11 protein-coding genes are annotated in these 13,865 nt (G+C 60.5%); 2 read left to right on the top strand and 9 right to left on the bottom strand.

Going from position 1 to position 13,865, the window contains the following annotated elements:
• Positions 1 to 132: 132 nt before the first annotated feature.
• From LB538_RS15020 to LB538_RS14990, 7 genes are all read right to left on the bottom strand, one after another.
• Positions 133 to 1,314, bottom strand: a complete 1,182-nt coding sequence (locus tag LB538_RS15020) for an ABC transporter permease (protein WP_140846261.1) — start codon at positions 1,312 to 1,314, stop codon at positions 133 to 135.
• Positions 1,311 to 2,309, bottom strand: a complete 999-nt coding sequence (locus LB538_RS15015) for an ABC transporter permease (protein WP_095765758.1) — start codon at positions 2,307 to 2,309, stop codon at positions 1,311 to 1,313. Before LB538_RS15015 ends, LB538_RS15020 begins: the two co-directional genes overlap by 4 nt.
• Before the next feature lie 2 nt (positions 2,310 to 2,311).
• Positions 2,312 to 4,210, bottom strand: coding sequence for an ABC transporter substrate-binding protein (locus tag LB538_RS15010; protein ID WP_095765759.1), 1,899 nt, complete (start codon positions 4,208 to 4,210; stop codon positions 2,312 to 2,314).
• Entirely contained in the window at positions 4,207 to 6,102 is a 1,896-nt protein-coding gene (locus tag LB538_RS15005) for an ABC transporter ATP-binding protein (protein ID WP_095765760.1), read from the bottom strand. The genes LB538_RS15010 and LB538_RS15005 overlap by 4 nt, the downstream gene beginning before the upstream one ends.
• Positions 6,103 to 6,245: 143 nt before the next feature.
• Positions 6,246 to 7,586 (bottom strand): adenylate/guanylate cyclase domain-containing protein, encoded by a 1,341-nt coding sequence (locus tag LB538_RS15000; RefSeq protein ID WP_095765761.1) that lies wholly within the window; start codon positions 7,584 to 7,586, stop codon positions 6,246 to 6,248.
• A gap of 266 nt (positions 7,587 to 7,852) precedes the next feature.
• Positions 7,853 to 9,196 (bottom strand): nucleotide sugar dehydrogenase, encoded by a 1,344-nt coding sequence (locus LB538_RS14995; RefSeq protein WP_095765762.1) that lies wholly within the window; start codon positions 9,194 to 9,196, stop codon positions 7,853 to 7,855.
• 115 nt (positions 9,197 to 9,311) lie between these two features.
• Complete coding sequence (locus LB538_RS14990; protein ID WP_224523659.1) at positions 9,312 to 10,490, bottom strand: DUF3095 domain-containing protein; 1,179 nt, start codon at positions 10,488 to 10,490, stop codon at positions 9,312 to 9,314.
• A gap of 75 nt (positions 10,491 to 10,565) precedes the next feature.
• Here LB538_RS14990 and LB538_RS14985 point away from each other — a divergent pair, with 75 nt between their 5' ends.
• Positions 10,566 to 11,654, top strand: a complete 1,089-nt coding sequence (locus LB538_RS14985; RefSeq protein ID WP_140846257.1) for a glycosyltransferase family 4 protein — start codon at positions 10,566 to 10,568, stop codon at positions 11,652 to 11,654.
• Complete coding sequence (locus LB538_RS14980; RefSeq protein ID WP_140846256.1) at positions 11,651 to 12,415, top strand: polysaccharide deacetylase family protein; 765 nt, start codon at positions 11,651 to 11,653, stop codon at positions 12,413 to 12,415. The genes LB538_RS14985 and LB538_RS14980 overlap by 4 nt, the downstream gene beginning before the upstream one ends.
• A gap of 1 nt (position 12,416) precedes the next feature.
• On the opposite strand, the gene LB538_RS14975 is transcribed toward LB538_RS14980, so the two are convergent.
• Both LB538_RS14975 and LB538_RS14970 read right to left on the bottom strand, forming a co-directional pair.
• Positions 12,417 to 13,271 (bottom strand): MBL fold metallo-hydrolase, encoded by an 855-nt coding sequence (locus LB538_RS14975; RefSeq protein ID WP_140846255.1) that lies wholly within the window; start codon positions 13,269 to 13,271, stop codon positions 12,417 to 12,419.
• Between the two features lie 133 nt (positions 13,272 to 13,404).
• Positions 13,405 to 13,854: a cyclic nucleotide-binding domain-containing protein gene (locus tag LB538_RS14970; RefSeq protein ID WP_095765767.1), complete on the bottom strand. Its 450-nt coding sequence runs from the start codon at positions 13,852 to 13,854 to the stop codon at positions 13,405 to 13,407.
• Positions 13,855 to 13,865: the final 11 nt, after the last annotated feature.

The raw sequence follows: 13,865 nt of genomic DNA, 5'->3' as shown, positions 1-13,865 counted from the left end.
TGAACCAGCAGCCCCGATCGAGGCTTGCCGCATATAAAGGCGAATGACGAACCCTGCAATAACGCACCGGCCGCCGACAAGCGTCATTCCGGGCGGAGCCGTCGGCAGGCCGCGCGGCGGAATACAACGATGTCACTTGTAGGGGTCTGCGGCGTCCCGCAGGCCGTCGCCGAGGAAGTTGAACGCCAGGATGACGAGAATGACGGGGAGGATCGGCAAAAGCAGCCATGGATAGAACGCGATCACGCTAACGCTGCGCGCCTCGGTGAGCAGGATGCCCCAGCTGGTTATCGGCGCCCTCAGGCCGAGCCCGAGGAAGCTCAGCGCCGTCTCGCCCAGGATCATGCCGGGTATGGAGATCGTCGCCGTCGCGATCAGATGCGACATGAAGCCGGGAATGAGGTGCCGCCGGATAATGCGGCTGCTGCTGGCGCCCATCAATTGCGCGGCCAGAACGTAATCCTCCTCGCGCAAGGCTAGAAGCTTTGAACGCACGGCCCGCGCCAGTCCGGTCCAGTGGAGCAGCCCGAGGATGACGGTGATGCCGAAATAGATCAGGATCGGACTCCAGGTTATCGGCATGATCGCCGCCAGAGCCAGCCATAACGGAATGCTGGGGATAGATTGCAGAACTTCGATTATCCGTTGAACGATCAGGTCGAACATACCGCCATGATAGCCGGCCAGCCCGCCGATGACGATGCCGAGCAGGAAGCTGAAACCGATGCCGACAAGGCCGATCGTCAGTGAAATGCGCGCGCCATAGATGATGCGCGAGAGCACATCGCGCCCCAGCCTGTCGGTGCCGGCCAGAAAGAGCTGGCCGTTTTCGGCAGGGCAGACAAGATGCCTGTCACCTTCGATCAGACCCCAGAATAGGTAGCTGTCGCCCTTGCAGAAGAAACGGATCCGCTGAACATCATCCTGCTTGTCCATATAGTTCCGCTTGAGCGTGTCCATATCCAGCGTCATCTCGCGGCCATACACGAACGGCCCGACAAACTGGCCGTTGTGGAACAGGTGCACCCACTGAGGCGGCGAATAGATGTAGTCCATGTTGCGCGTGTGCAGATTGTAGGGCGCCAGGAACTCGCAGATCAGTATCCCAAGATAAAGCGCTGCCAGGAATATGCCGGATATGAGGGCAAGCCGGTGCCGTCGGAATTTCCACCACATCAGCCGCAACTGCGACGCCTGGAAGACTTTCGACTGCTCAGGCGTCATCGCCTCGACCGACTGCAGGTCAAAGGGCGCAATGGAAACGTAGTGTTGTAGTGGAGCACCCGGAGCGGGCAGCGGCGATTGCGTATTCATTTGGTGCTCCCGCCCTGCAAACGAATTCGCGGATCAAGCAGCGCCAGCGCGAGGTCGGAAATCAGGACGCCGATGACTGTAAGGAAGGCGAGGAACATCAGGAACGACCCTGCCAGATACATGTCCTGGCTTTGCAGCGCCTTGATCAGCATCGGCCCGGTCGTTTCCAAAGACAGCACGATCGCCGTGATTTCGGCGCCGGAAATGATGGCCGGCAGAATAGAGCCGATGTCTGAAATGAAGAAATTGAGCGCCATGCGCAGCGGATATTTGACCAGCGCCTTGAAGGGATGAAGGCCTTTGGCGCGCGCGGTCACGACATATTGCTTGTGTAGCTCATCGAGCAGATTGGCGCGCAGCCGCCGGATCATGCTTGCCGTGCCACCGGTGCCGATGATCAAGACCGGGATCCAGAGATGGGCGAGGATCGACTTCGCCTTGGCCCAGCTCATCGGCTCGCCGAGATATTGCTGGTCCATGAGATGGCCGATGGACGTGCCGAACCAGATGTTGGCGAAATACATCAGGATCAGCGCCAGCATGAAATTCGGAATGGCAAGGCCGAGAAGGCCGAAGAAAGTCAGGCCGTAGTCGCCCCAGCTGTATTGATGGGTGGCCGAGTACATGCCGATCGGAAAGGCGATGAGCCAGGTGAAGATGATCGTGACGAAGGAAACCAGCACGGTCAGCCACATTCGGTCCCCGATGACGTCGCGAACCGGCAGCTCATATTCGAAGGAATAGCCGAAATCGCCGTGCAGCATTCCGCCGACCCAGTAGAAGTAGCGAATGACCGGCGGCTTGTCGAAACCATACTCCTTGCGCATCATCTGGATGCGATCGGAATCCACCGCTTCGCCCTGAGCCCGAAGCTCGGAAACATAGCTGTCGAAATAGTCGCCCGGGGGAAGTTCGATGATCGTGAACACCAGCGCCGATATGATCAGCAGCGTCGGAACCATCACAGCAATGCGCCAGACAATATATCGAAGCACGCTCAGGACTCTCCAAGCCAGAATGTGTCCATCATATAGACACCGAAATAGGCGGTCGGGTCGTAGCTGTAGAGCGCCTTGTCAGGCAGATTGCGCAGCCGCGAGGACGCCAGAATCGGCTGATGCGTTCCGTTCACCGTGCCGATCGAAAACACCTGATCGGTGTAGATCGACAGCATTGAATTCCAGATTTCGGCGCGCTCAGCGGCTCCGGTCGAAGCGTTCCAGCGCTTGAGCAAAGCCATCAACTCGACGACAGACGGAAGATCGGGCGCCTCACCGAGCGTGCCATGGGACAGGTAGTGAGCACCCCAGAGCGGCCATTGCAGCTGGTCGTCCATGGTGGGAGCCAACTGGTACGGATTCATATCGGCGGTCGGCACGCCATTGTCGATGCCCGACCATATCGACATCATGATCTCGCCGCCAAGCGCGCGGCTGCGGAAGATGTCGCGCTGCGAAGTCCGGACGAACAGGGCGAGGCCGATCTCGCGCCAGTGATCGGTGATGAGTTCGAGCGCGTCGGTTTCCAGTGTGCTTTCGCCGGCCGTTTCCACGATGATTTGCGCCGGGCGTCCGTCGGGAAGTATCCGCAAGCCGTCACCGTCACGCGTCTGAAGCCCGACCTCATCGAGCAGCGCATTGGCCTGGTCGGGATCATGGGCTACCCAGGCTTTCGCGAATTCCGGCCGGTAGAGCGGGCTCTCTGGCAGGACCGTATCGGCACTTTCCTGCGCCAATCCGTAGAACACCGCCAAATTGATCTCGCGCCTGTCCACAGCAAGCGAAAGTGCGCGACGCATGCGCACGTCACGAAAAAGGCCACGCCACACCTGGTCGGCACAATTCAGATTGGGCAGCAGCGCCAGCCGCGAACCCTGTGTGCGTTTCCACAGATGCATCTTCACCGGGTAGCGCTTCTCCGCATCCTTCAGGAAGGAGTAATCGGCAAAGTCAATTCCCATACATTGCAGGTCGCTCTCGCCGGCACCGGTCTTGGCGGAGATGATCGCCGACGAGCTCACATTCATGATTACCCGGTCAACATAGGGCAGTTGCCGGCCATTCTCGTCTATTCGATGAAAGAACGGATTTCGCTCGAAGACAAACTGCTCGGCCGGCGGCTTGGTCCGGTTCTGCCAGGGATCGAGCGTCGGCAGTTCCGGGTTCTCCGGGCGATACTGCCGAGACATGCGGATATGCAGGAGCGTCCATTTCTTGGCCCTGTTCTCCTCCATCAGGCCGGCGAGCCGGAATGGATCCTGGTATTTCTTGTGGAACTGCTTGAGATAGGCGGCCGGCAGAACAAGCGATAGCGGCGAAGCGGCAGCGAGCTTGGGCAGGAAGTCGGGATTTGGCGCATCCCAGCTATAGCGGACCGTCAGCGGATCGACGATCTCGAAGCGTGGCGGCTTGCCGTCCGCCAGCAGCGTCGGGGGGAGCCCGCCTTGCGTAAGCTCATCGTTCAGCCAGACATCTTCCCAGCAATAGCGAAAATCCTCCGGCGTCAGCAGGCTGCCGTTAGACCATTTATGTCCTTCCCGTATCTTGAAAGTGAAGACGCGATCGTCCGCCACGTCGAAACTTTCGAGAATGTCGGGTTGCAGGTTGAGCTTTTCGTCATAGCCGACCAAGCGAGCATATCCGTAGATGGTCATCAACCGGATATCTTTCTGGCTGCCGATGATCGTGCGCAGCGTGCCGCCATACTGGCCGGGCTGCCGGCCCATTGCAGCGAGGTTCACCACGCGCGGGCTCTTGGGCAGGCGTTTGGCGAGTGCCGGCAGCGCCAGGGCCTTCAGCAGCGGCTGAAGAAATTCTGGCTCCAGATCGCCGGCGTGCAACGTGCTCGGCACAAATGCCGAAGCCAAGAGTCCGAGGACGGTGCGCCGGCTGATCAATGGCGCAGCTCGCTGACATCGGCCGAACGCCGGGCCAGCACGAGGTGGCCGCCGCCAAGATCGAGCGGCGATAGCATATCGTCGCTGCCCTCGTCGCGGAATTGCGGTCCCCAGGCGCTACTGTCGGAAGCGCCGCTGAGCTTCAGCGTCTTGAAATCCATCGGCCTGTCGAGATCGGGGAAAGGCACTGCGGCGACCAGTGAGCGCGTGTAGGGGTGGATCGGTTTCCTGAGCAGGATTTCGCGCGGCGCAAGCTCGACGATACGCCCGCCGCACATCACGGCGATGCGGTCTGCCATGTAGTCCACCACCGCCAGGTTGTGGGATATGAACAGGTAGGTCAGTCCCAGTTCCTTCTGCAGATCCTTCAGAAGGTTCAGGATCTGCGCCTGGACGGAGACGTCGAGCGCCGAAACCGGCTCGTCGCAGATTAGCAGTTCAGGCCCCAGCGCTAGCGCGCGCGCGATGCCGATACGCTGACGCTGCCCGCCGGAGAAACTGTGCGGGTAACGTTTGATAAAGCGCGGATCGAGCCCGATTGCCTGCATCAGGTTCTTGACCATGGCTAACCGGGACGCGGCATTGCCGCGCTGATGGATTTCCAGCGGCTCGCTCAAGATGTTCTCCACCGTCATGCGAGGTGAAAGCGACGAAACCGGATCCTGAAAGACCATCTGGATTTTCGCGCGCAGCATGTGCAAGGCCTCTCCCTCGCCTGCCAGGACGTCGATCGGTCCCTCGCGGCTGTTGAAGATCACAGAACCACCGCTGGGAGTGACGGCCCGCATGAGGATCTTGCTGACGGTGGTTTTGCCGGAACCGCTTTCGCCGACCAGACCCAGGCATTCACCTCGCCTGATGTCGAAGCTCACACCGTCGACGGCGCGAACAGAGGTTTGATGATCCCCGCCGAACCATCCGGACTTGCGGATGGTGAAGGTCTTTGTCAGATCCCTGACCGACAGCAGGATGTCGTCCGGCCCCTCCGATGCCGGCGCGGTCTGCTTGCCGAGCAGGTTTCCGACATTCACCGGCACCTCGCGTAGCGCCTTTAGCCTTTCGCCAGGCTTCAGGTCGAAATGCGGAACGGCTGCCATCAGGCCCTTAAGGTAAGGATGGCCTGGCCGGCGGAATATCGCCTCGACAGGTCCCGCCTCCATGATCTCGCCATGGTACATGACCACCACCTCGTCGGCGACATTGGCGACCACGCCGAGGTCGTGCGTGATCAGCAGCATCGCCATGTTCAGCTTGGTCTGAAGCCCGCGCAGCAATTGCAGGATTTGCGCCTGGATGGTGACGTCCAACGCCGTCGTCGGCTCATCGGCGATCAACAGGGCGGGCCGGCAGATAAGCGCCATGGCGATCATGGCGCGCTGACGCAATCCTCCAGAAAGTTCGAAGGGATACATGTCATAGGCGCGCTTGGGATTGGGAAAGCCGACGAGGCTGAGCATTTCCTCGGTCCGCGCCTTGCGCTCCGCCCGAGCCATGGGCGTATGAATCTGCAGGGATTCGCTGACTTGGTTGCCGATCGTGTGGAGCGGCGACAGCGATGTCATCGGCTCCTGAAAGATCTTGCCGATGCGGCTGCCTCTCAACGCCCGGATTTCAGGCCCATCACGCGACATCTTGAGAATATCCTGCGTCGTGCCGGGCTTTTCAGGATCGGAGAACAGGATCCGGCCGCGAACATGGGCTGTGTTCGGCAAAATGCCCATCACGGCTTGGCTGAGAACCGATTTACCGGAACCTGACTCGCCCACAAGCGCGGTAACCTTACCGGGCAGGACGCGAAGATTTGCGCGCCTGACGGCATGCAACGGCCCCCCCATGATGGCAAAAGAGATGCCAACGTCTTCGATCCGCAGCAGATCGACACTCGAATTCATTCTCACACCAGCCCCACTCTGGCAGCTCTCCAGAAAGCGAGACTAGCGCATTGTCAGCGCAGAGCAACTTGGATTCGAAGCGGTCGCCAGCGGAACCGACGACCAAACTGGCTACAAAGGCGATCGGGCCAGATCGCGGCGGTTTACTGGAGCTTACTCGGGTCGCCCGCCGCCATCCGCGCGGCATCGCGATGAAGCAGCATGACCTGCTCGGCGTCCGATCTTCGGTCGTGAATCGGCTCCGGCGCACCGTCTTCATCGGGTACGAGGGCTCCCGACAGATCGGGTGAAAGCACCATCAGCTTCTGCTTGATGCCAGCCAGTTCCTCGTGGCCGAGCGTCAGCCAGCTGTTGGCGCCGCAATAGCCGGCGAAGTCTTTGCTGGCCAGAACGCTGTGCGGATATTTCTTGGTCAGGGTCTGCAGGCGCTGGACCTCGTTCACAGCCGAGCCGAAGACAGAGAATGTGAGCCGGTCTTTAAGCCCGACATTGCCAAACATCACATTGCCGACATGCAGGCCGATACCGAATTTGATGTCTGACAACCCCTGCTCCTTTCGGCGCAGGTTGAGATCCATCATGCGCGCGCTGGCCTTGTGCGCGGCCGCAAGCGCAGCCTGGCAGGCGATCTCGGACTGCGAACGGTGCCTTTCGCAAGGGTAGACGGCAATGAAGCCATCACCGATGAAACTCATGATCTGCCCGCCGTTGCGATTGAAAGGTGCGGCAACGGCGTCGAAAAACTGGTTCAGCGTATCGATATAGACTTCGCGGCCGGAGGTTTCGGCGAGCCTCGACGACCCGCGCATATCTCCCATTACCAGTGCGGCCCGGATTGTATCGCCCTCGCCGCGCTTGATCTGGCCGTCAAGAACGCGCCTGCCAGCGTCGCCGCCGAGATAGGTGGTCATCATGTTGTCGGCGAGCTTGGTGAGCACCGCCATCTTGGTGGCGATAGCGAGATGGCTCTGGATGCGCAGCAGCGCCGAAATCATGCTGTCGCTGAAGCCCGCGGCGCTGTCGGTCGACCAAGATCCCATCATGCCCTGACTGGCGTTGCCGCTGAAGGGATGGACGAAAGCCATGTAATCGGTGATGCCCATAAGCCGGAGGTCATCGAAAACAGGAAACTCCGACACCACCGACGGGTCGAGCCGGCGTCGCAGATGGTCGAGCTTATTGCTGAGCAGATGGTAGTATGGGCTGGTCAGGAATCTCTCAGACGGCACACCGGCCTCCTTGCGGAAGCCTTCCACTTCCATGCCCTGGCCGCGAACCCAGGTGAAGCCAAGCGCGTCATAGAGCGGGTGAAGCATCGAGAAGCTCAAATGCACCCGCTTCAGCGGCAGGCCGGCAGCAGCCAGCCGTTCGCAAAAGCCATTTACCAATGTTTCCAGGTCGTTGCCCGCCAGCGCCGATTCGTTCAGCCAATCGGCAACCTTATCCATGAGAATGGTGGAAATTTCTGCGTACGATGTGCTCATGCTATCTCGAAACCCGTCGGAAGACGGAACCATTATCCTCTGATCTGCCATAACACAGTCCGTCAACGACCCAACGATAAGACACCCGAAGTCAACAAGGCCGGCCTCGGCGGCAAAAGCAGCGAAGAATATCCCGGATGACTATCCTTGCGGCCAAGGGGAAGGCATAAATGCATCTGTATTCGGTGGCGTTATGTGGCGAGTCAGCCGACGGAGTGCAACCACGATCCTGACACCGCACAAGAAATTCGCCGGCTCAGATGCCGTCAGGCCTTTAGCACTGTCTCTCGGTCCAGCCCGAGGCGGCCAAAAACATTGCGTGTGTCGACGATTAGAGGGGCGTGATCGGCGATCGTCTGATAGTCGATCGCGTCGTGGTCGGTTGCAACGACGACAGCATCGAAATCCTTCAGAGCCGCCTCGGTCAATTCGACCGAGCGGCGCCCCTTGATCGCCATATGCTCCCGCGTGGTCGGTATCTCGGTAACATGCGGATCGTGGAACTCCGCCTTGCCGCCCCATTCCTCGATGAGTTCAATGAGCCGCAATGAGGGGCTTTCGCGGATATCGGGCACATTCTTCTTATAGGCGAGCCCGACGATGAGAATGCGCGAGCGGCTGAGCGCCTTACCACAGCGCCGGTCCAGCGCCTTCGCCAGTTCATCGACCACATGACGCGGCATGGCCGTGTTGATCTCTGCCGCCAGCTCGATGAAGCGGGTCGGCAGTTCGTATTCGCGCGCCTTCCACGTCAGGTAGAAGGGATCGATCGGAACGCAGTGCCCGCCAAGTCCGGGGCCAGGATAGAACGGCATGTAGCCGAAGGGCTTGCTCTTTGCCGCCTCGATCACCTCCCAGATGTCGATGTCCATCGCACCGAGCACGACCTTCAACTCGTTGACGAGTGCTATGTTGACCGAGCGGAAGATGTTTTCCGTCAGCTTGACCGCCTCGGCGGTCGCCGTGGTGGAAACCGGAACGACGGTCTTGACCACGCCCTGGTAGAAAGCCTGCACGAGCGTCGCCGCTTCAATGCCGTCGCCTGCTACGACCTTAGGGATCGTCGCGACTTCGAAGCTGCGGTTGCCGGGATCCTCGCGTTCGGGCGAGAAGCCGAGGAAGAAGTCTATCTTCGACCGCAAGCCGGTTTCTTCCAGTATGGGCTTGATCACGTCATCGGTGGTGCCGGGATAGGTGGTCGATTCCAGCACGACCAGCTGGCCGGGACGCAGATGCTTCGCAATGGTGCCTGCCGTGTTCCTGACAAAGGAGAGATCCGGCTCACGGTTTTTCGTCAGCGGTGTCGGAACGCAGATGATGATGACCTCGCAGACGGCCAGTTCCGCAAAATCCGCAGTGGCGCGGAACCGTCCGCTCGCCACCTGGCCGGCAAGGGCTGTCGACGCCACCGCCTCGATGTAGGATTGGCCGTTGTTCAGGCTCTCGACCTTGTGGGCTTCGATGTCGAAGCCCGAAATCGGGAAGCCGGCGCGTGCGACCGCAACCGCCAGCGGCAATCCGACATAGCCCAGTCCGATCACGCCGACTTGTGCAGCGCGCGTCGAAATCCGGTTTAGAAGATGGTCATATATCGATCGTGAGGCGTCCAAAAATCTGCTTTCCCGTCAATTCGGACAGGCTGTCCGTTCCCCGTGGCGAGGCTCACATGGTCTCAAGGACCATGGCCGAGGCATATTGCGGAAGATCGGTTTCCGCAAGCCGTCATCAAACCGGCACCTTCGCCTTCAGGCTTGCGGCAGCCCTCGCATAGCCGCCGGCCGCGCCATCGATGAAATGAAGGTGGTCGCGCTGCAGCGGCGAAGCGACGAGGCATGTCATCAAGGCCGATTTCTGGCGGTGCAGGCCATAGGTGCAGATGCCCGCCTCTTCCGCCTGTTTCAGCCGGTTCTCGATCCGTTGCAAGACGTCCGAGTCAACGTCGATGGTCATCTTCAAGCCGTCGTCGAACTTCCGGAAATCCGAATTGCTGGCCACGTCGCGTTTGTAGACCTTCGGATCGAACCGACCGATCGTCCACCCGAATCGATCGGCAACGGCCGCTAGCGTCAGCAGGAACAATATCCACAGCTTCGACAACCACCGCCGTCCTGCCGGCGCCACGGCCCTCGCCTCGAGATCGAAGCCGGCGGGCGAAAAACTGTAGGCCGGCCCGTTCACCGGCACTGGATGGCCATCGCGTTCCTGCCTGCCGGCAAGGGCAATGATGTCGGAAACCAGAGACTGAAAACCGCGCAAGTCGCGCGACGGACCCGGTATGGCTATGATCGAGACGATGTCGCCATGCCGTGCTTCGATCGGGTTCCAGCGGCAGGAGAGGCCGGTCAGATCCGGCCGCGCGCCGACCGGCGCAGGATCGACGCGGTAGCGCCCGGCTTTCATCTCGGTTTCCGCCCAACTGCCACCACCGCCGGCGAACATGGCATAGAAGACCGCTTCGGAGGCTTGGAACCTCGCCACGCGAACGTCGAGACCTTGCGCTCTTATATCTATTATCGGCACGATTGCGGCACGCAAGGTCAGGTCCAGTTCGTCCGCCACCCATCTCTGGACAGCCGCCAGCGCGTTGCGGGTGATCTCCAGCGCCGAGCCGGGAAACGCCACGAGCGCGCCGTCGCCGCCGAAAACAAAGGGAAAATCTTGCCGACCCAGCGCATTGAGCAGCGCCGAAATGACACTGGCGCCGGCCATATTTACGGTTTTATAGCGCCCAGCCTCGATCGCCTTGGTCGAGCCGACAATGTCGGCGGTGGCCAGCGCCCAGCCATCGGGGAGAGGCCGATAGTTGTCGATATCGGCAACGCTTTCGAACTTTGCGAAAACCGGCAGAGAAGCCACAAACGGGTCGGACGCGGCAGGTGTTTCCATGGGCATCAGATAGCACATTCCACTGCTTGAAGGGTGAAGTCGATCATGCTGCGAAATTGACTTGCGCCGGCTTTCCGATGATAGGGTCCGGCAATGCGAATTGCCTTCTACGCGCCGCTGAAGTCACCCAATGATCCCGTTGCCTCAGGCGATCGCCAGATGGCACGGACGCTGATCAAGGCGCTGGAGCATGGAGGGCATAGCGTCGAACTGGCATCCGAATTGCGCTTCTACCTACGCGAACCGGAGCCGAAAAGTTTCGATGCGCTCAAGATCGAGGCCCGAGAGGAAGCCGCGAGGCTGACAAGGCTTTGGGATCGTGACGGCAAGCCCGATCTCTGGTTCTCCTATCATCCCTATTACAAGGCGCCCGACCTGATCGGGCCCGAGCTGGCGTCGGCCTTCGCTGTCCCCTATGTGACGGCGGAAGCCTCCTATTCGAGACGGCGCAACGCCGGTTTGTGGGCCGATACGCAAGCGTTGGTAACGCGAGCCGTCGAACAGGCGGCACTGAACATCTGCTTCACGCAAAGGGACCGCCAGGGACTGGCGGATGCGGTACCCGGCGCCACTTTCGGCACGCTTTCGCCCTTCATCGACACATCGGCATTCCGTGAAATGCCGGCACGGGGTTGTCCGACGCGCCTCGTTACCGTCGCTATGATGCGCCGGGGCGACAAACTCGAAAGCTATCGCATGCTGGCGCAAGCGCTCGGTTCGATCGGTCACCTGCGCTGGACCATGTCGGTCGTCGGGGACGGGCCTGCCCGCGAACAGGTCAAAGCGCAATTCGCCGGCTTGCCCGCCGACCGTATCGAATGGCTCGGCGCGATTGAGCCGGCCGCCGTGCCGGATGTCCTCTACAGTGGGGGAATTTACGTCTGGCCGGGTTTCGGCGAGGCCTATGGCGTTGCCTATCTTGAAGCACAGGCCGCCGGCCTTCCGGTGGTGGCTCAGGACATCGCCGGCGTGCCGGAGGTCGTGCGGGATGGCCAGGCCGGGTTCCTCACCCCGCCGGGCGATGTGACGGCGTTCGCTTCTGCCATTGAAAGGCTTCTGGCCCGTAACGACGAAAGAACCATCATGGCCGCAGAAGCCAGACGTTTCATCCTCGAGGAGCGCTCGCTCGATACGGCGGCGGCGCGTCTGGCCGAACTTCTTGCGAAGATCCCGGTCTCATGACATCCGATCCGATCTGGCAACCCTTGGTGGAAGAACTGGCGCGCTGGCAACGGGCGGACCGCAAGGCAGAATTCTGGCTGCGCGACGATGACGCCGTGGATCCGACGCTTGCGCTTGATCGGCTGCTCGACCTCACCAGTGAATTCGGGGTTCCGGTCGCTCTGGCCGTCATTCCAGCCCTGACTGATGAGAAGCTTGTCGTCCGGCTTGACGAGGCGCCGCATGCCACGGTCGCCATCCATGGCTGGGCGCACCGAAATCATGCGCCCGAGGACCAGAAAAAGCAGGAACTCGGGCCGCATCGGCCACCCGAGGCGGTGCTCGATGATCTGGCTCGCGGGCTCTCTCGCATAACCGGCTTGCACGGCGCACGTGCCGTTCCGATGCTGGTGCCACCCTGGAACAGGATCGACGCCGGCTTGGTATCCGACCTTGGGTCGATAGGATTTTTGGCACTGTCGGTCTTTGGGCCGCCGAAGCCGGCTTCGCTGGCGGTCATCAACAGCAATGTCGACATCATGGATTGGCATGGCACGCGCGGCTGCCGCGATCATGGCCTATTGGTTCAGGCCGTCGCCGCGCAATTGCGGCATGCATTCGACGGCGGCGAACCGGTCGGCCTGCTCACCCATCATCTCGTGCATGATGAATCGGCCTGGCTTTTCCTCGAACGGCTGTTCGCCGTCACCGCACGCAATGCAGCCTGTGCATGGCATCCGATCAGGACATTGATCGGGCGCAGCGCCAGCAGAGGAAAATAGCTCAGCCCGCTTTGTGCGATAAGACTGGAAATTCGAGCGTCTGACCATCCCGCGCGGCAAAAGAGCCGGCAAACCTGTTCTTGGCCAGTTTCTCGATCTCGTCCAGTTCCTCGTCGGTGCGCGCCGGATCGTGGTGAACCAGCGCAAGCTCCCGCGCACGGGCCGCCTCGCAGAGCTTGACCCCCTGTTGCCATGTCGAGTGCCCGTTCCCGCGGTAGCGTTCCATTTCCTCCTCGGTGTAGGCGCAATCGTAAATGACGAGGTCGGCATCTTCGATTAGGCCGAGCACCGCCTGATCGAGTTTACCCGACTCATGTTCGGTGTCTGTGATCACCGCCACGACGCGGCCACCCCATTCGACCCGATAGCCTATACAGCCACCGGGATGGGTGAGACTGCCGGTTCGGATCACCACCCCTTCACGCGGCCGAAGCACGTCTCCTGACACGAAATCGCAATAGTCGAGGCTTGCCTTGCAGACGTCCAGTCTCACCGGAAACCAAGGCGGCCGCATGAACTCATCGACCATCTGTCGGGTCGTCATGCGTCCTGCAAGATGCCCGGACCAAAGCCTGACTTTGACGCTGCGGTCATAGATCGGCTTAAATGCCGGCAGCCCGATGATGTGGTCATAATGGCAGTGGGTGAAAAACAGGTCGAAATCGGTCACGCCCGACGCCCGAAGCGCCCAGCCGGCAGGCCGCAAGCCGGAGCCGGCGTCGAACAGAAGCGTATGCTTGCCGCATCGCATCTCAATGCAGATCGTGTTGCCGCCATAGCGGGAGAAGTCTGGCCCCGATACCGAAATGCTGCCGCGGACGCCCCAAAACCTGACCAGGAAAACGTCGTCGTCCATGCAAGCCCTTCATAGTCCCCTAGGCCATCGTAGCCAAACAACTGCTGCTAGGCGAGACAGGTTTTCCTCCTGATGACCTTGTCCATGAGAGGTCAGTGCCATCACGACGGCAAGGATCGGCGCAAATCATTCGTTATTTGGCGCTTCGTGCGTCGATCAGATCCGCGGTCGTATGGCTTAGGCGATCGGCGAGAACCCGAACCATCTCGACGGTCATTTCCGGGAACTCCTTCATAAGCCTCAGGAAATGATCCTTGCGAATTCTCAAGGCTTCCACCGGACTTGCGGCTCTGACGGTGGCCGTGCGGGAGCTGTTGCACAATATGGCGATCTCGCCAACGATCGAATTTGGCAGCAGTTCGGCAACTTTTATCGGTCCGCTCTCGGAATCGACCAGAATATCGGCCTTGCCTGAAAGGATGACATAGGCGGCGTCTCCCTCGTCGCCCTGCCGGAAAAGGATCTGGCCGGCGCTGTAGCTTACGCGATCAGATGTGAACGCAAGCAGCTTGAGCTTTGCCGGCTCGATGCCAGAGAACAAGGGAACGCGTTGCAGCATTCCGACCTCATCCTTGAGCAGCATTGTCGCAAACC

It is taken from the genome of Mesorhizobium sp. Ca11 (assembly GCF_020165275.1).
Classification (GTDB): domain Bacteria; phylum Pseudomonadota; class Alphaproteobacteria; order Rhizobiales; family Rhizobiaceae; genus Mesorhizobium.
The sequence above is the reverse complement of the archived record's forward strand: the minus strand, read 5'-3'. Positions and strand labels throughout refer to the sequence as shown.